General features: G+C 50.0%; 13 protein-coding genes and 1 tRNA gene. 6 read left to right on the forward strand and 8 right to left on the reverse strand.

Going from position 1 to position 17,717, the window contains the following annotated elements; genetic code table 11:
* Positions 1-208 precede the first annotated feature (208 nt).
* From OCV58_RS02870 to OCV58_RS02880, 3 genes are all read right to left on the reverse strand, one after another.
* A complete protein-coding gene (locus tag OCV58_RS02870; RefSeq protein ID WP_154876897.1) occupies positions 209-466 on the reverse strand; it encodes a helix-turn-helix domain-containing protein in 258 nt (85 codons plus the stop codon).
* Positions 467-501: 35 nt separating this feature from the next.
* Positions 502-1,479 (reverse strand): helix-turn-helix transcriptional regulator, encoded by a 978-nt coding sequence (locus OCV58_RS02875; protein ID WP_267312765.1) that lies wholly within the window; start codon positions 1,477-1,479, stop codon positions 502-504.
* Positions 1,480-2,065: 586 nt separating this feature from the next.
* Positions 2,066-2,139 (reverse strand) — tRNA-Gly (locus tag OCV58_RS02880).
* A 195-nt stretch (positions 2,140-2,334) separates the two neighbouring features.
* On the opposite strand from OCV58_RS02880, the gene OCV58_RS02885 reads away from it, so the two are divergent.
* Positions 2,335-2,808 carry a hypothetical protein gene (locus OCV58_RS02885; RefSeq protein WP_154876899.1) on the forward strand — a complete coding sequence of 158 codons (474 nt, stop codon included), beginning with the start codon at positions 2,335-2,337 and terminating at the stop codon, positions 2,806-2,808.
* A 170-nt stretch (positions 2,809-2,978) separates the two neighbouring features.
* On the opposite strand, the gene nifJ is transcribed toward OCV58_RS02885, so the two are convergent.
* Complete coding sequence (nifJ, locus tag OCV58_RS02890) at positions 2,979-6,488, reverse strand: pyruvate:ferredoxin (flavodoxin) oxidoreductase (protein ID WP_154876900.1); 3,510 nt, start codon at positions 6,486-6,488, stop codon at positions 2,979-2,981.
* Positions 6,489-6,697: 209 nt separating this feature from the next.
* Between nifJ and OCV58_RS02895 the strand changes: the two genes are divergently transcribed.
* The 3 genes from OCV58_RS02895 to OCV58_RS02905 are packed head-to-tail and all read left to right on the forward strand — an operon-like array spanning position 6,698 to position 9,485.
* Positions 6,698-7,600, forward strand: coding sequence for a LysR family transcriptional regulator (locus tag OCV58_RS02895; RefSeq protein ID WP_154876901.1), 903 nt, complete (start codon positions 6,698-6,700; stop codon positions 7,598-7,600).
* A 53-nt stretch (positions 7,601-7,653) separates the two neighbouring features.
* Positions 7,654-8,571, forward strand: coding sequence for a ketopantoate reductase family protein (locus OCV58_RS02900; protein ID WP_154876902.1), 918 nt, complete (start codon positions 7,654-7,656; stop codon positions 8,569-8,571).
* Complete coding sequence (locus OCV58_RS02905; RefSeq protein ID WP_154876903.1) at positions 8,568-9,485, forward strand: ketopantoate reductase family protein; 918 nt, start codon at positions 8,568-8,570, stop codon at positions 9,483-9,485. Before OCV58_RS02900 ends, OCV58_RS02905 begins: the two co-directional genes overlap by 4 nt.
* A 242-nt stretch (positions 9,486-9,727) precedes the next feature.
* Here the strand turns inward: OCV58_RS02905 and OCV58_RS02910 are convergent, their stop codons facing one another.
* The 4 genes from OCV58_RS02910 to OCV58_RS02925 all read right to left on the reverse strand — a co-directional run bounded on the left by OCV58_RS02910 (position 9,728) and on the right by OCV58_RS02925 (position 14,387).
* Entirely contained in the window at positions 9,728-10,144 is a 417-nt protein-coding gene (locus OCV58_RS02910; protein ID WP_087478693.1) for a MaoC family dehydratase, read from the reverse strand.
* A gap of 39 nt (positions 10,145-10,183) precedes the next feature.
* Entirely contained in the window at positions 10,184-11,725 is a 1,542-nt protein-coding gene (locus OCV58_RS02915; protein WP_154876904.1) for an acyl CoA:acetate/3-ketoacid CoA transferase, read from the reverse strand.
* A gap of 53 nt (positions 11,726-11,778) precedes the next feature.
* Entirely contained in the window at positions 11,779-13,194 is a 1,416-nt protein-coding gene (locus OCV58_RS02920; RefSeq protein WP_095630423.1) for a GntP family permease, read from the reverse strand.
* Between the two features lie 311 nt (positions 13,195-13,505).
* Positions 13,506-14,387, reverse strand: coding sequence for a LysR family transcriptional regulator (locus OCV58_RS02925; RefSeq protein ID WP_154876905.1), 882 nt, complete (start codon positions 14,385-14,387; stop codon positions 13,506-13,508).
* A gap of 830 nt (positions 14,388-15,217) precedes the next feature.
* Here OCV58_RS02925 and OCV58_RS02930 point away from each other — a divergent pair.
* Positions 15,218-16,771 (forward strand): acyl CoA:acetate/3-ketoacid CoA transferase, encoded by a 1,554-nt coding sequence (locus OCV58_RS02930; RefSeq protein ID WP_087478516.1) that lies wholly within the window; start codon positions 15,218-15,220, stop codon positions 16,769-16,771.
* Positions 16,772-16,801: 30 nt separating this feature from the next.
* On the forward strand, positions 16,802-17,710 hold the full coding sequence (locus OCV58_RS02935) for a VOC family protein (RefSeq protein WP_154876906.1): 909 nt from the start codon (positions 16,802-16,804) through the stop codon (positions 17,708-17,710).
* The last annotated feature ends 7 nt before the right edge of the window (positions 17,711-17,717 follow it).

Below are 17,717 nucleotides of genomic sequence, written 5' to 3' on the forward strand. Positions count from 1 at the left end.
TGCTCCTTTGTTGATGATTTCTCGCAAAACCATTTTAACATGAAGCTTCACTATGGATTTTTGTTTTTTTGATTACCTGTTCAAATTCATTTTACAATTAACCATAACATTTTCCTTAAAACAAATTTTATATTAACTTATTGAACTATTCCATAGTCATAACTACATTATACTATCCTGCAACGACAATACTTGTCGCTGTAACATCTTATTTCCATCCCAGCAGCCGTTCCTCGTCCTCATCCATCGTCAGCAGCCGCTGCACGTCGATTTTTAAGCCATTGGCAATATCTACCAACGTAGACAGGGAAATGCTTTCATTGTAATCTCCCCGCTCTATCCTGCCGATGGCACTTTCGCTGAGGTGAACCCGTTTGGCTAGTTCTCTTTGGTTGAGGCCGTTGAGGGTTCTATAGTATCGTATTCGTGCTCCGATCAGCTTGTAGAGCATGTCTTTTTGATCCATGGGAATACCTTCCTTTTTTCAGATTTCACCATAATTTATACAGTCGTCTCAGTATACTGTGACAATGTTTCCGTCAGTTTTTCTTTCACCGTTTCCACAAAGTCCTGCGGTTCCAGCACTTTGATCCATGGGCCCTGGCTGAGGAGCCACATGACGATGCCCTCGCCGTATACTTCGGCTTCGACGATATGCGTCCGACCTATGCGGTCGATGACCCGCGCCGTCGGCAGCTTATCGAGGACGGCCTGCACCGATACGCCGGTGTAAGCAAACCGGATGGTGCGTAACTTCCCCGGCCACATGAACAGGCTGCGTTGGCGGAGCAATCCTTCGTCGAAGGCCGGCGCGTCGTCTGTCGTAAATTTCCGACGGTGAACGGTCAGGTGCTTGATGCGGTCTACGCGGAAATACAGGGGCTTTTCCGTATCGCCGTCGGTACCGAAGGCAATGAGGTAAAAATAGAAATCCGTAAACATGACCGACGCCGGACGCAGGCGATGCACTGTATGGGCCCGATCGGAACGGAAGTATTCGACGGTAATTTCCCGCTTTTCCGTAATGCAGCGCACGAGCTGCCAGAGCATATCCTGCACGCTTTCGCAGTCGTGCTTGACCGCCGTGTAATGGTACAGCTCCTTGCGGATAAGTTCGCTTAGCTTGGCCCTGTCGTCCGTCGTCGTGAAGGCTTTGAGCTTCGATGTCAGGAGAAGGAGTTCTTCTTTGGAAAAGGCTCTGGCTCCGATGACGACTTCTATCAGCGCGAATAATTCCTGATTGGTCAGAAATTCATCCATCCGCAGGCGGTAACATTTGTCGCGGTGGGAATACTGTAATTCCGTATTGCCGACGAGCTCCCGGTGATCGGCCAGAAAAGCCTTGATGTCGTTTATCGTGCGACTGATGCTCTTGGTAGATACACCGTACTGCACAGCTAGCTTTTGTATGGATATATCTTCGCCGCGCAATCCCCGGAAAAAGATTTCCAGCATTCGTTCCTGTTTCGAGCCTTCCATGAATCGTTCCTCCTTTCGTCTGATAGTGTCTGATGTGCTGTTTCTGCCTTTATTATAGAAAACGAAGGAGACAGACGAGTGTCCCAGTAAAAAAGAAATTGGGGATACTGTATAAAGAATTTGCATAGAAGTATCGTGATTTTTTACATTTTATTCCTTATACACATATTATTATGGCACGTTTTTTGTTTTTACAGTTCTCCTAGATATGCTTTATATTCGCCTAGAAATGATACATATACAGCATAAAATTATATATTAAGCTATAATTCTTACATGTATATGCAATATGTCAGCTAATATGCTGAAAATAGGAAGATTTTCTGTATAAAAACACCATTCAAGAACGACACTGATGAACTCGAAAAAGACCTCTGCGCAGTGATTTCCTGTAACACTTGCTTGCGCAGTATCTGCACACAAAATATAACTGCCCATGCAAATAGGCCCTGCCGGATATCCGACAGGGCTGTTATTGTATCAAGGAGGAACACCAGTAAGTATGAAACAGGGAGAATCCTTATGGCCTTTTGGGCATAAAATATGGCCTCACGGCAAATACCCGTGAGGCCAGTCAGTATCTGTATGGAGCGGATGAAGGGGATCGAACCCTCGTACCAAGCTTGGGAAGCTCGTATTCTACCACTGAATTACACCCGCATGTTGTAGTACTTATTAAGTATATCAAATACACGAGCCCTTTGTAAAGAGATTAGAGCTGAAAATATAATAAAATCCCAGGCGCGGCCTTCGTCATGTCACTGTTTTGTTACAGTTTCGCCGCATCTCTATTCCTAAGGCAGACTTTATGTTATAATGCACTCACAAGGATTTTAGAAAGGATAGTGATATGCTATGAAAAAAATCTTAACTGCCGTCGCAATGGCCGGGACGCTCCTGATGGGCTGCGCCGCCGTCGGCGCGATGGATTCGACGACATTGCTGAATAATCCCGACCGGTACCGCGTCGTAAGCACTCAGCCCGACGGCGTCGTATACGTCGACATGGATTCCATAAAGAGTATGCAGACCCGGGACTTCCCCAACAGCATCGAAAATATTTCCTGCACGCTGTATGTAGAAAAGTACAACAGCACCTTGGATGCCATGACTTTCCAGCAGAATCAGGTCATCCGTCAGATCAACGAATATTCGGCGACGCTTCACGGCAATAAGCGCGATAACACGTACGATCTAAAAGCGGAATTGCTGCAGGTCTACTCTCCCCAAGGGGAAGCAAAGGAAATCAGCATTGACACGATTCAATTCAAAAATATCAAAGACATGTTCGTCAACACTCATCGCCTGGCCACATTGCCGAAGCAGTAAAGACACATTCTTCCAGAGATGCAAGGGGCTTGCCGCACGTCACACGTGCAGCAAGCCCCTTCATCATGTCTATACAGCAACAAACAAAACACGCCCTATCCCGAAGGATAAGGCGTGTTCTGCTGTATGTGATTCTATGAGCAAATAGAGTTATACACTAGCGTATCGGCTTATTTTCCAGCCAAGGTCTTGTATGCTTCGAGACGGTCTTTCATGTCTTCCGCCGTCTTTTCGAAGAATTCGTCGGCCTTTTCAGGGAATACAGTCTTCAGCGATGCATAGCGGACTTCGCCCATGAGGAAGTCTTTAATGTCGCTGACCGGTTCTTTAGAATCGAGGATGAACGGATTCTTGCCTTCAGCTTTCAGAGCCGGGTTGTAGCGATACAGGTGCCAGTAGCCAGCTTCAACGGCTTTCTTAGCTTCGATCTGGCTGTTGGCCATACCGGCTTTGATGCCGTGGTTGATGCACGGTGCATAGCCGATGATCAAGCTCGGGCCGTCATAAGCTTCAGCTTCCTGAATCGCTTTCAGGCACTGGTTCTTGTCGGCGCCCAAGGCAACCTGAGCGACGTATACATAGCCATAGGTCATAGCGATGCGGCCCAAGTCTTTCTTTCTCGTCTTCTTGCCGCCAGCTGCGAACTTAGCGATAGCCGAGGTCGGCGTAGCTTTGGAGGACTGACCGCCCGTGTTGGAGTAAACTTCCGTATCGAATACGAAGACGTTGACGTTTTCGCCCTGAGCCAATACGTGGTCCAAGCCGCCGAAGCCGATGTCATAAGCCCAGCCGTCGCCGCCTAAGATCCACTGGCTGCGTTTTACCAAATTGTCGCGGCGTTCATAGATGCGTTTGCAGATCGGGCATACGTCCTTAGCTGCTTCTACGACGGCGACAACTTTGTCAGCCCGTTCGCGCGTGCCTTCGCTTACGTCCTTATTGTCGAGCCATTCCTGGAATACGGCTTTCGCGTCGGCCGGCGTATTCGGGTTGTCGATGGCTTCCTGAATATCCATAGCCATTTTTTCGCGAACCTGCTGCGTAGCCAAGAACATGCCCAAGCCGAATTCGGCGTTGTCTTCGAACAAGGAGTTCGCCCAGCCCGGGCCGTGGCCTGCTTCGTTCGTCGTGTACGGCATGGACGGTACGCTGCCGGACCATACGGAGGAGCAGCCCGTAGCGTTAGCAACCATCATGCGGTCGCCGAAGAGCTGCGTAATGAGTTTTGCATACGGCGTTTCGCCGCAGCCTGCGCAGGCGCCGGAGAATTCGAGCAGCGGCTGTTCGAACTGGCTGCCTTTAACGGTGAATTTATTCATGGGGTTCTTCTTAGCAGGGAGATTGACGGCATAATCCCAGAGGGGAGCTTTTTCTTCCTGAGAACCGAAGGGTTTCATTTCCAGGGCTTTTTCCTTAGCCGGGCAAACCTGAGCGCAGCTGCCGCAGCCTAAGCAGTCGAGGACGCTGACAGCCATGGTGAAGTGCATGCCGGGAACGCCGACAGCCGGTTTCGTCTTGAGGCCGGCCGGAGCAGCGGCGACTTCTTCATCCGTCAAGAGAACCGGACGAATAGCTGCGTGCGGGCAGACGAAGGAACACTGGTTGCACTGGATACATTTTTCTGCATCCCATTCCGGTACGTTGATAGCAACGCCGCGTTTTTCATAAGCAGCCGTGCCCTGCGGGAATGCGCCGTCTTCCAGGCCGATGAACGTGCTGACCGGCAAGGAGTCGCCTTCCTGTGCGTTGACCGGTTCCAAAATCTTCGTAACGAATTCGGGAACGTCTTTGACAGGAGCAGCTTCATCGGCAGCGTCAGCCCAGCTGGCCGGAACGTCGATTTTTACGATGCCTGTTACGCCATTGTCGATAGCGGCGTTGTTCATGTCGACGACTTTCTGGCCTTTTTTGCCGTACGAGGAAACGACAGCGTCTTTCAGGTATTTAACAGCATCGTCAATAGGAATGATGTCGGCGATCTTGAAGAACGCAGCCTGCATGATCATGTTGAAGCGGCCGCCTAAGCCGATTTTCTGAGCGATGTTTACAGCGTCGATCGTGTAGAACTGAATATCGTTCTGCGCGATGTAGCGTTTCATCGAAGCCGGCAGGTTCGCGTCCAGTTCTTCCGGAGTCCAGAGGGTGTTCAGGAGGAAGCTGCCGCCTTTCTTCAGGCCGGACAATACGTTGTATTTATGTACGTACGACTGCTGCGAACAGGAAACGAAAGCAGCTTTGTTGATGAGGTACGTCGATTTGATCGGTTTTTTGCCGAAGCGGAGGTGAGATACGGTAATACCGCCGGATTTCTTGGAGTCATAGGCAAAGTAAGCCTGAGCGTGCATATCCGTGTGGTCACCGATAATCTTAACAGCGCTCTTGTTGGCGCCGACCGTGCCGTCGGAGCCAAGGCCCCAGAACTTGCAGGCCGTCGTGCCTTCCGGCGTCGTGTCGATGTCTTCGCCGAGGGGCAGGGACGTGTAGGTAACGTCGTCGACGATGCCGATAGTGAACTGATCTTTCGGCTGGTCGAGCTTCAAGTTTTCGAATACGGAAAGAATGTGGGTCGGAGTCGTGTCTTTTCCGCCGAGGCCAGCGCGGCCGCCTACGATAAGAGGCTGTTTTTCCTTGCCGGCATATACGCCCTTGACGTCGAGGTACAGCGGTTCAGCAACGGAGCCCGGTTCTTTCGTGCGGTCAAGAACAGCGATCTTCGTAACCGTTTCCGGAATATATTTGAAGAAGTATTTTTCCGAGAACGGGCGATAGAGGTGAACTGCCAGGAGGCCGACTTTTTCACCGCGTTTGTTGAGGAAGTCTACCGTTTCTTCGATAGCATCCGTCAAGGAACCCATAGCGATAATCATGCGGTCTGCGTCGGGAGCGCCGTAGTATCTGAAGGGATGGTATTCCCGGCCCGTGAGAGCGGAAATTTTTTCCATGTAGTCTTCAACGATATCCGGCAGCGCTTCGTAGTACTTGTTCTGTACTTCCTGCTGCTGGAAGTAGATATCCGAGTTCTGCAGCGTGCCCTTCGTCGTCGGATGATCCGGGTTGGTAGCGCGGTCGCGGAATTCTTTAACAGCGTCCATGTCGACTAATTTTGCCAAATCGTCGTAGTCGAAGGCTTCGATTTTTTGAATTTCATGAGACGTGCGGAAGCCGTCGAAGAAGTTGAGGAACGGAACGCGGCCTTTAATTGCCGATAAGTGAGCGACAGCCGACAAGTCCATAACTTCCTGAACGCTGCCTTCAGCCAGCATAGCAAAGCCGGTCTGACGGCAAGCCATGACGTCGCGCTGGTCGCCGAAAATGCACAAGGTGTTCGTGCCGAGAGCACGAGCTGCAACGTGGAATACGCCCGGGAGCAATTCGCCGGCGATTTTGTACATATTCGGAATCATAAGGAGCAAGCCCTGAGAAGCCGTGTAGGTCGTCGTCAAAGCGCCTGCCTGCAAAGAGCCGTGAACAGCGCCGGCAGCGCCGCCTTCAGCCTGCATTTCCTGAACGCGGACAACTTGTCCGAACATGTTCTTAACGCCCTTAGTCGCCCATTCGTCCATTTTTTCCGCCATCGTGGAAGAAGGCGTAATAGGATAAATAGCGGCAACATCAGTAAACACGTAGGACACATAAGCGGCAGCGGTATTGCCGTCCATGGTCATCATTTTTTTTGCCATGAAAATCCCTCCAACTAATAAAAAATAGTCTTCAATGGCTTTATTATAACGTACAATTCTATATCTGTATAACAAATGGAATTAATCGCTTTAATCAATATTTTTGATTGTCAAGCCTGATGTAAGCCACTTTTCAATATTTTATAAAAATCATTGACGGAGAAAAGAAAATCTTGCATACTAGTCATATGAAGGAGAGATTATAAATTATGGAAATACGAAACTTAAATACCTTTCTTCAAGTCGTTTCTATAAAAAACTTCACGCAGGCGGCGAAAATCCTCGGCTATTCCCAGTCCAACGTCAGCGCGCAGATTCAGCAGCTGGAACGGGAGGTCGGCGCGCCCTTATTCAACCGCATCGGCCGCCAGGTCACGCTGACTCAGCATGGCGAGGAGCTGATTCCCTACGCCCAGAAAATCGTCGCGACGGCTTTGCTGATGGAAAATTTCCTGAAATCCAAGGAATCCCTCGGCGGCACCCTGCGCATCGGCATGGTAGAATCGCTGTACGAAATCCTGTTCGAATCATCCCTTCTCCGGTATCATCAGCACTTTCCCAACGTCAAAGTCGAGTTAGTCGTCGACGATACGGCGACCCTGAAAAATCGGATGCAGACCGGCGTTCTTGACTTCGCCTGCCTCATTGCCGAGCCCCTGCCGAAAACACAGTGGCACACGTGGTATTCCCGAAAGGAAGACATCGTCGTCATCGCCAATCCCGGCAATCACCTGTGCCGGCAGAACTCTCTGACCCTGAGCGATTTAAAAGACGAGGAGTTCATCTTGATGGAATTGACAGCTCCCTACATCGTCACCTTTCAGAGCGCCATGTCCGCCCAGAATATTACCCTTCGCCCATTCTTGACGCTGCAAAGCGCCAACACGGCAACGCGCCTCGTCAGCAAGGGCAATTTTTTATCGGTCCTGCCCCAGTACACCGTCGTGCAGGCAGCCAAGCAGGGCGACGTCGTCATCCTGCCGATCACCGACTTTTGCGACAGCTCGTACGTCCAGACGGTACTCCACGCCAACAAGGTCATGACGCCTCAGATAGAAGGCTTCCTGCAGGAAATACAGGCGGTTATCGAGACGAAAACGTCCCGGCTCTAGGCATTCCGCCTTTTTATTACTACATACACGCTGATTAAGAAGGTGAATACGTTATGAAATTAATGGTATCAGGCATTGGCGGCGTCGGCGGCTACATTGCCGCCGTTCTCTGCCGCTATTATCCCGGCAGCGTCACGCTGATCGCCCGGGGCGAACGGAAGAAGGCCCTGGAACAGCGGGGATTGGTCGTCCACAGCGCCGTCTTAGGAGAACAAACCTATCATCCCGCCGTGACAGACTGCCCGGCCGACGTTGGCATTCAGGATGTAATTTTTGTCTGCGTAAAAACCTTTTCCCTGGACAAAGCCCTGGCCGCCCTTCGCCCATGCGTCGACGAGCACACCGTAGTCGTCCCCGTCATGAACGGCATCGACCATGCCGACCGGACCCGGGCCGCCCTTCCTGCGGGCCGAGTCGTAAATTCGCTTATTTACATCACATCATCCTACGACGGCGAATACGCCATCTGCCACGCCAGCCCCTACGTCCGCATGCGCGCAGACAGCCCCGACCGCGACGCCGCAGCCCTGGTCTGCCGCTTGCTGCATCACGAACAGGCCATGGAATGTACGATTCCCCAGGATATGAAAAGCGAAGTATGGAAAAAATACATCATAAACTGCGCCTACAACACGATTACGGCCTATTACACCTGTACGACACGAGGACTGCTGGAGCATCCGGAACGGCTGGCAGAGTTTCGGTTCCTTCTCGACGAAGCCTATGCCGTAGCCATAGCCGATGGCGTACAGCTCCCTTCCGGACTGACGGCAGAGATTTTCGAAGACATGATGCATTACCGCAACGCCGACGCGACGAGCTCCATGGCCCGAGACGCCATGGCTCATAAGCCGACGGAGCTTGAGACGTTCAGCGGCCATCTCGTCCGCCTGGCCGACCGGCTAGGCGTGCCGGCACCCGTGTCCAAACGGTTTTATCAAGAGCTGCTGAAACGGGAGGTAGGAAAATGAAACTGATGGTAACAGGCATCGGCGGCGTCGGCGGCTACGTCGCATCTGTATTATGCGCCGCCTACTCCGACGTCACGCTGATCGCCCGGGGACCGCGCAAAGAAGCGCTGCTGAAAAAGGGCCTCGTCCTCCACAGCGACGTATTCGGAGAGCATACGGCCTTTCCCGCCGTGACCGACGACCCGTCGACAGCTGGCATACCAGACATGATATTTGTCTGCGTAAAAAATTACTCCCTTGCCGACGCGCTGACGGCAATTCGTCCCTGTGTCGGCCGGCATACCGTCGTCGTCTTGATTTTAAACGGCGTCGACCATGGCGCCGCGGCGAAAAAGATCCTGCCGAAATGTCCCATCGTCGACACGACGATTTACATTACGTCAGCCTATGAAGCAGATTTTTCTATACGCCAATCGGGAACCTTCGCCCGTCTGTTCATCGGCTCCGACGATAAGGAAGCGGCGCAGCGCGCCTACGACGTGCTCAACTGCGAAGGCCTGACGTGCCGACTCTCCGACGATATTACGGCGGAAATCTGGAACAAATACATTACAAACTGCGCCTACAATGTCATTACGTCCTATTACGAAGGGACGATCGGCTACGTCTTTTCCCAGCCCAAGGGCAAAGAGGAGTTCCGTATCCTCCTGGATGAGGCCTATGCCGTCGGCAAGGCATTGGGCATCGCCCTCTCGCCAACCCTTCCCGAGGAAATTTACGACCGCGTCATGCGCCAAAAGGATAAAGACGTCTCCAGCTCCCTGGCCCGCGATATCATGCAGGGCCGTCAAAGCGAGCTGGAAACCTTCAGCGGATACTTGGTAAAAACGGCTGACGAACTGCATATTCCCGTTCCCTTCTCAGCCCATTGCTACCACACGATTTTGCAGCGCCTACAGCATACGGCGACATAAGCATAATACCAAAGGCCCCCGCGTTCTATGAAATCTATCCATAGAGCACGAGGGCTTTTTCGTATAAAAAAACTCTTGCCAACCTGCCGGCCATAGCCATAACAAGTTGGCAAGAGCTTGTAAGCACTTAAAAGGTTGTTTTCGTTTACTACAGACCGGACATCCCGTCGGTGAAACATGTAAGCGGTGAATCATCGGCTTTGGATTCTATGTCCGGGTACTACCTTTGACAGCAGCTCGTCTTATTTTTTCATGACGCGAGCTTCGCCGTCGGTGACGACTTTGCCGTCCTGGTTGGTGACAGTCGTCTTGAAGATAATGCGGTGTTTTGCATCGTCTTTTTCCTTGCATTCTACCGTCGCTGTCAGCGTGTCACCGTAGAATACCGGTGCCAGGAAGCTGAGGGACTGATTCATGTAAATCGTGTTCACGCCTGGCAGCTCCGTGCCCAGTACGGCCGAAATCAAACCTGCAGAAATCATGCCGTGGGCAATGCGCTGTTTGAACATGGAATTCTTAGCGAATTCTTTGTTGATGTGGACGGGATTGAAGTCTGTCGTTACGCCGGCAAAGGCATATACGTCGAATTCGGAAATCGTCTTCGATACGGATGCTTTATCACCGATCTTAATATCTTCATATTTTACATCACGTGCCATTTTTTCATCTCCTCTCTTTGTGAAGTATATAACTGCATATTACAGTTCCAAACCCATGGGTTTGTCTTCAAAGATACGAGCGTCCATCAGCTTGACGTCTTTGACGATGGGCTTGAAGTCCATGTATGCCAATACGTCTTTTTCGATGTCGATGCCCGGTGCCACTTCGATCAGTTCCAAGCCTTCCGGAGTCAGCTTGAATACGGCGCGTTCCGTGACGTACAGTACGGGCTGTCCTACGGCATTTGCATAGGCGCCGCTGAACGTTACCTGTTCTACCTGATTCAGGAACTTCTTATTCCGGCCTTCGCTCGTGATGACCAGTTTGCCGTCTTTGACTTCTTCCTTCAGGCCGCCGGCTGTGAAGGTGCCGCAGAAGATTACCTTCTTGGAGTTCTGCGTGATGTTGATGAAGCCGCCGCAGCCTGCTACACGGCCGTTGAACTTACTTACGTTGATGTTGCCGTTGACGTCCGATTCAGCCAAGCCGAGGATTGCCAGGTCTACGCCGCCGCCGTCATAGAAGTCAAACTGGTACGGCTGGTCGAGGATAACCGAGGCGTTCGTGGCTGCGCCGAAGCTCAGGCCGCCGGCCGGTACGCCGCCGATAGTGCCTGCTTCTGTCGTCAGTACCATGCTGTCGATGCCTTCTTCAGCGGCAACGATGGAAACGCCTTCAGGCATGCCGATACCGAGGTTTACAACTGCGTCGGGAATCAGTTCCATAGCGCAGCGGCGGGCAATGATCTTGCGGTTGTTCAGTTTCAGCGGAGCTACCGAATCCAGAGGAACTTTTACATCGCCGTTGAATGCCGGGTTGTACGCATAATCCCAAGTCATCATATGGTCAGCTTCGTCAGCTTTTACGACATAGTCGACGATTACGCCGGGGATCTTAACGTCTCTCGGGTCCAGCGTATTCTTAGCTGCTACATCTTTTACCTGAACGATAACGATGCCGCCGCAGGCTTTAGCTGCTTCAGCGATAGCCAAGGCTTCGCCCGTGCCGATTTCGCCGTCCATCGTAACGTTGCCGTCTTCGTCGGCTGTCGTGCCGCGGATGATAGCTACATCAATTTTGTGCGGATGATACCAGAGCCATTCTTCGCCGCCCAATTCAATAACTTCAACGATATCTTCCTTCGTTACATCGTTGATTTTGCCGCCTTCTACACGGGGATCGACGAAGGTACGGAGACCTACTTTGGTAATCGTGCCGGGACGGCGGCCCGCGATGTCGCGGAACCACTGGGAAATCGTACCCTGCGGCAGGTTGTAGGCTTCTACCTTATTGTTGTTGATCAATTCGCCGAGACGCGGGGACAAGTTGAAATGACCGCCGATAATGCGTTTCATCAAACCTTCTTCGCCGAGGTGGTTCAGGCCGCGTTCGCCGCTGTCGCCCTGACCAGCCGCATATACGATAGACAAATCCTTCGGCGTGCCGTTGGCTTTAAACGAAGCCTGGATTTCCTTCAATACGGCTTCTGCAAGCAAGCCACCGACAAAACCGCTCGTTGCTAACATGGAACCATCTTTAATCTGCTGAACCGCTTCAGCAGCCGTTACAAATTTTGCCATGATGAGCATCTCCTCCCATTCTATACTTCAACAAACGTCTATATATAAATCGTTTAGTGGAGCCCTGTTACAGAGTAGATAAAGATGATGACGAATACAGTGAAGGTCTTCAATACCGTAATCGCAAAGATATCTTTATACGATTCTTTATGGGTCAGGCCGCAAACTGCGAGCAGCGTGATAACCGCGCCATTATGAGGCAAGGTATCCAAACCGCCGGAAGCCATGGAGGCGACGCGGTGGAGGATTTCCGGACCCATACCGATAGACTGACCCCAAGCGAGCCAATCCTGAGCCATCAGTTCCAAGGCGATAGCCAAACCGCCGGAAGCGGAGCCTGTAATACCGGCCAGTACCGTTACGCTGACAGCTTCAGATACGAGCGGCGTGCCGCCGATATGGATGCCGATGAGGAAGTTAGCAACTTCAGCGAAGCCCGGAAGCTGGGAGATAACGTTACCATAACCAACTTCGGATGCCGTGTTCATAATAGCGAGCAGGGAGCCGATAGCACCGGCGTTGAGGATCTTGGACATGCCGTCGACCGTCTTGATTTCGCGCCAGCCGACAACCAAGGCTACCAAAATACCGCTTACGAGAGCGATGATAAGGGCCCAGATACTAGCTACGTTCTGAACCTTAGCAGCTACAAGGGGAACGCCCTTCATGGAATGGAAGGGTTCCAAAATAGCCGGGTTCCACGTAACCAATTCCGTAATGGCGAAGTTGACGACCAATACCGTTACCAACGGCAGGCAGGCAACATACCAGGGGAACAATCTTGCGTTCGGATCGATAACCGGTTCGTTTGTCGTGTGGTTGCCGTAGCCTTCGCCCTTGGCAATCGCAGCTTTCAAACGATGGGTTACGTAGACAATACCTAAGCCGTAAATAATAGCCGAGCCGATGAAGCCGGCAAGAGGACCGGCATAGAGGTTCGTGCCGAAATATGTCGTCGGAATAACGTTCTGAATCTGCGGAGTGCCCGGCAAGGCGTCCATCGTAGCCGTAAACGCGCCGAGGGCAATGCAGACCGGGATTAAACGTTTCGGATAATTTGCTTCTTTAAAGAGAGCCGCAGCAAAGGGATATACTGCGAATACAACGACGAACAAGAGAACGCCGCCATAGGTCAGGATCGAACCTGCCAATACGATGGAGAGAACGGCTTTAGCCGGTTCTTTGCCCAAGCCATTGATGATGGCGCTGGCCAAGCCGCGGGCCAATCCAGTTTCTTCCATGACTTTACCAAAAATAGCACCTAACATGAATACCGGGAAGTACGATTTGATGTACGTTACAGCCTTGCCCATGAACAATTCGGTGTACGAAGGCATAACGTCAAGGCCAGTCAAGGTAGCCGCCAAGATAGCCATGATTGGAGCCATCATGATAACGGAGAAGCCACGGTATGCAAAGGTCATCAAGCCAATCAAGCTCAGCAGAATAACGAGAATGTTAAAATCCATATGTCTCTCATCTCCTTTACCAATATAAAGTTTTAAAAAGTGAAAACAGTAACAAGTTAAGTCATGACAAATGTACGCTTTACATTTAACGAATGCATTCTATGCTTTCATGATAGCACTTTCTATGAGGCAAAGTAAAACGACGTGTCTTCATTTTTTATATGAAAATCATTCAATAATTCATATTTTCATTCATCTTTCTAGGTTAAACGTTTGATGTTTTGCATATTTGCCTTTTTATGGCAATAAAATAATGAGTTTTTGTCCAATGAATGCAAATAATGCAATCGGACAAAAACTCATTGACAAGTTTATTTTTTTATAAACGTTTGAATCATGTCTAAAAACAGCTGCATAGGCGTGGAAATGAATTTTTCCTTGCGATAGGCCAGCGTCGGAATCCAGGGAAATTCCGGGTCGGTCAAGTGAATCTGCACGACCTTTCCATCGCAGATCTTATCGATGACCGGCTTGGGCAGAATGGTAATCCCGTTGCCGCAGTTTATGGCTTCGATAAGCAAATCCCATTGCCCGCTCTCCATGACGATGTTCGGAGAAAAGCCGGCTTTATGGCAGTTGTTGATAATGCTGTCATGAAGCATGAACGTATTATTCAGCATGTAGAAATCCTCCTGCGCCAGCTGCTTGAAGGAAACCGAATCGTATTCGGCCAAGCGGTGTCCCGGCGGCACGACGCATACGGCTTCGGACTGCAGGAAGGGAATCTGTACGAAGTCGTCATCGACAAAGGGCTGAATCAGGATACCCATATCTACGGCGCCGGCTTTGACCATAGAATAGGCCGTCTGCGCCCCTACTTCAGATATCTGAAGATTAATGGCCGGATACATGGATTGATATTGATGCAGAATAGAATATACGACCGTAATGGTAACCGGCGGAACGCCTAAGGTCAGGGTTCCCCGCGCCGATTTCAGCAGCGCCGACAGCACTTCCGTTTCCGATTTATAATTCGACACGATCTTTACGGCGCCATGGTAAAAGATTTCGCCGGCAGAGGTTAATTTAAACTTTTTCGCCGTCCGGTCAATTGATTCCGTATCATAGGCTCTTTCCAGCGAACGAATGGCCTTGCTGATCGTCGACTGGCTGATAAACAACGATTCGGCTGCTTTTGTAAAGCTTTGTTTTTTTACGGTTTCGATGAAATAGATAAAATGGTCTATATTCATATGTGTGTCTCCTCTCCGACAGGTTTGTCCCGAATCCTTATCTTCTGGTCACATACAAAAACTTTTACGATTTATTAGAAAAAAGGATTTCACGCCCCGATTCCATACTATATTTTTTATTATGTCATACAACAAATAGCGTTTAAAATGAAATTATATCATTATCAGCACGCTTTCAATTCATTTTGTTGCCTTTTCTGGAATTCCATGGAATTATAAATTAAATTTTTCTTTGCTTTTGGCACGACACGATTCTATTCCAAAATATCCGCCTATTTATCTTCTTAAATATTATAAACACAGCCTGTCGCAAGCAAATCGATATACTTTTTTCATTCTGACCATTCAAAAAAAGAAAGAAAGAAATATAATGCTAGCATACTGGGCGTTCTCATACTGCCGCACCACATATATCCACCAGCAGCGCAGCATATTTGTACAAAATTAATATAATATATAGAAAAGATTCACGTACTACAGAACAACGTTACGAACGCCTTATCCCATCTTTCATACAGGCAAAAAGCAGCGTTATTTCTTTATTCGCCGCTATATTCGTCTTTTCCTTCCCTTCATTGCATATCGTTATTGACTAAAGATTCCATACTTCTCCTTGTCTATTCCTTGACGTTATTGATTTTTCCATAGTATAATTCTCTCAAGTAATTAAACATGTGATTTTTTTATCAATTGTTTTCTAACTTTGTTTTTTATAATTCTTATAAAGAATTATATTTTCCAATAAATAGTTCTCTATAAGAATTCTAATATAGCAATAGTTCTGTATTTTATGCGATTTAAGACAAAAAGGGGAAGGGGAATTTTATGTTATGAAAAAAGTGAAAGTTATCACATCATCTCAAGCAGCCGAATTGGTCAAAGATAACGATACCATAACGTCTATCGGCTTCGTCAGCTGCGCTCATCCCGAGGCTTTGACCAAAGCCTTGGAAAAACGATTTTTAGAAACAGGCTCTCCTAAAAATCTGACGTATATGTACGCCGCATCGCAGGGAAAACGCGATGGCCGCGGCGGTGAACATCTCGCTCACGAAGGGTTGCTGAAGCGTATTATTATCGGCCACTACCAAACGGTACCGGCAATCGGCAAGTTGGCCGTAGAAAACAAAATCGAAGCGTATAACTGCTCTCAAGGCACGTTAGTTCATTGGTTCCGAGCTTTGGCCGGCCATAAAATCGGTGTGTTTACCGATATTGGTCTCGGTACCTTCCTCGATCCTCGTCAAGGCGGCGGCAAGCTCAATGACGTTACAAAGGAAGACATTGTAAAACTGTTGGAAATCGAAGGACAGGAACAGCTTTTCTACCCGACATTCCCAATCAACGTCGCCTTCCTGCGCGGTACATATGCCGACGAATGCGGCAATATTACGATGGAAGAAGAAGTAGCTCCGTTGGAAAATACGTCCGTAGCCCAGGCAGTTCATAACTGCGGCGGCATCGTCGTCGTTCAGGTTAAACAAATTGTCGAACACGGCAACTTGGACCCGCGCCTCGTAAAAATCCCCGGGATTTACGTCGATTACGTCGTAGTCGCCGACGAAGCCGACCATGAACAGGCTTTTGGCTGTGCATACGATCCGACGCTGTGCGGTGAACGTCGCGCCCCCTTAGGCGAAGCCAGCGAAGCGCTTCCTATGAGCGCCAAGAAAATTATCGGTCGCCGCGGCGCCTTGTTCCTGAAGGAAAACGCCATCGTCAATCTCGGCGTAGGCGCACCGGAATATGTCGCTTCCATCGCTGATGAAGAAGGCATCTCCGATACGATTACCTTAACGGTGGAAAACGGAGCCATCGGCGGCGTGCCCCAGGGCGGCGCGCAATTCGGCTCAACGCGAAACGCCGAAGCCATCATCGATCACACCTACCAATTTGATTTCTACGACGGCGGCGGTTTGGATATGGCCTTTTTAGGCTTGGCGCAATGCGATAAAACAGGCAACATCAACGTCAGTAAGTTTGGAACGAACATCGCCGGCTGCGGCGGTTTTCCCGATATTTCCCAGCAGACGCCAAACGTATTCTTCTGCGGTACCTTTACGGCCGGCGGCTTAAAAATCGCCGTAGAAGATGGCAAGGTACACATTGTACAAGAAGGTAAATCAAAGAAGTTTGTCGATGCCGTAGATCAGATTACGTTCAATGGAGCATACGCCGCCCGCCGCGGTCAGCATGTCTTTTACATCACAGAACGATGCGTTTTTGAATTGACCGAAAAAGGGTTAAAACTTATCGAAGTCGCTCCCGGCATTGACGTAGAAAAAGACATCCTCGCCCACATGGACTTTAAACCCATTATCGAAGATTACAAGATCATGGATGCCCGAATTTTCCAGGAGGGTCCGATGGGATTAAAGAATTAATTATTTAAAGATAGTAAGGAGATAATACATATGAAACCCATGAGATTACACCACGTCGGCATCGTATTGCCGACACTGCAGAAAGCGCACGACTTCATCGAAGCCAACGGCTTGGAAATCGACTATGCCGGCTTCGTCGACGCCTATCACGCCGACTTGATTTTCACCAAAAAGGGCCCTTTCAGCAGCCCTTTGGAAATGATCATCCCTCGCGAAGGTGTCCTGACGAAGTTCAATAACGGCAAAGGAGGCATCGCCCATATTGCCTTCGAAGTCGACGACGTAGAAGCTGTCCGCCAGGAAATGGAAGCTGAATGTCCCGGCTGCATGCTGGAAAAGAAAGCCGTATTAGGCACCGACGATATTATCGTCAACTTCCGCCGCCCCAGCACCAATCAGGGGATTCTCGTCGAATACGTTCAGACGACGGCTCCTATTACGGGCCGCGACGTCAACCCGTTTGAATCCTTGGGAGAAGCCGGCAAGCTCAATACATCATGGCATCCCATGCGCCTTCACCACGTCGGCATCGTCCTCCCGACGATGGAAAAAGCCGAAGCCTTTATCAAGGCAAACGGCCTTGAAGTCGATTACGCCGGCTTCGTCGATGCCTATCACGCCGACCTCATCTTTACGAAGAAGGGCGAATTCAGCACGCCGCTGGAAATGATTATCCCCCGCGAAGGCGTCCTGACGAAATTCAACGACGGTAAAGGCGGCATCGCCCATATCGCCTTTGAAGTCGACGACGTAGAAGCCGTCCGTCAGCATATGGAAAAAGAATGCCCCGGCTGCATGCTGGAAAAGAAAGCTGTATTAGGCACTGACGATATCATCGTCAACTTCCGCCGCCCCAGCACCAATCAGGGCATCCTCGTCGAATATGTTCAGACCATCGCCCCGATCAACCGCAGCAACCCTAATCCCTTTGAAAAATAACAACGCA

The organism is Megasphaera stantonii (assembly GCF_025567065.1).
GTDB classification, from domain to species: domain Bacteria; phylum Bacillota; class Negativicutes; order Veillonellales; family Megasphaeraceae; genus Megasphaera; species Megasphaera stantonii.

What these genes read in the sequence shown, in the direction of transcription:
- OCV58_RS02870 (WP_154876897.1), bottom strand. Translation starts at nt 466, where the DNA reads ATGGATCAAAAAGACATGCTCTACAAGCTGATCGGAGCACGAATACGA.
- OCV58_RS02875 (WP_267312765.1), bottom strand. Translation starts at nt 1,479, where the DNA reads ATGGAAGGCTCGAAACAGGAACGAATGCTGGAAATCTTTTTCCGGGGA.
- OCV58_RS02885 (WP_154876899.1), top strand. Translation starts at nt 2,335, where the DNA reads ATGAAAAAAATCTTAACTGCCGTCGCAATGGCCGGGACGCTCCTGATG.
- nifJ (WP_154876900.1), bottom strand. Translation starts at nt 6,488, where the DNA reads ATGGCAAAAAAAATGATGACCATGGACGGCAATACCGCTGCCGCTTAT.
- OCV58_RS02895 (WP_154876901.1), top strand. Translation starts at nt 6,698, where the DNA reads ATGGAAATACGAAACTTAAATACCTTTCTTCAAGTCGTTTCTATAAAA.
- OCV58_RS02900 (WP_154876902.1), top strand. Translation starts at nt 7,654, where the DNA reads ATGAAATTAATGGTATCAGGCATTGGCGGCGTCGGCGGCTACATTGCC.
- OCV58_RS02905 (WP_154876903.1), top strand. Translation starts at nt 8,568, where the DNA reads ATGAAACTGATGGTAACAGGCATCGGCGGCGTCGGCGGCTACGTCGCA.
- OCV58_RS02910 (WP_087478693.1), bottom strand. Translation starts at nt 10,144, where the DNA reads ATGGCACGTGATGTAAAATATGAAGATATTAAGATCGGTGATAAAGCA.
- OCV58_RS02915 (WP_154876904.1), bottom strand. Translation starts at nt 11,725, where the DNA reads ATGGCAAAATTTGTAACGGCTGCTGAAGCGGTTCAGCAGATTAAAGAT.
- OCV58_RS02920 (WP_095630423.1), bottom strand. Translation starts at nt 13,194, where the DNA reads ATGGATTTTAACATTCTCGTTATTCTGCTGAGCTTGATTGGCTTGATG.
- OCV58_RS02925 (WP_154876905.1), bottom strand. Translation starts at nt 14,387, where the DNA reads ATGAATATAGACCATTTTATCTATTTCATCGAAACCGTAAAAAAACAA.
- OCV58_RS02930 (WP_087478516.1), top strand. Translation starts at nt 15,218, where the DNA reads ATGAAAAAAGTGAAAGTTATCACATCATCTCAAGCAGCCGAATTGGTC.
- OCV58_RS02935 (WP_154876906.1), top strand. Translation starts at nt 16,802, where the DNA reads ATGAAACCCATGAGATTACACCACGTCGGCATCGTATTGCCGACACTG.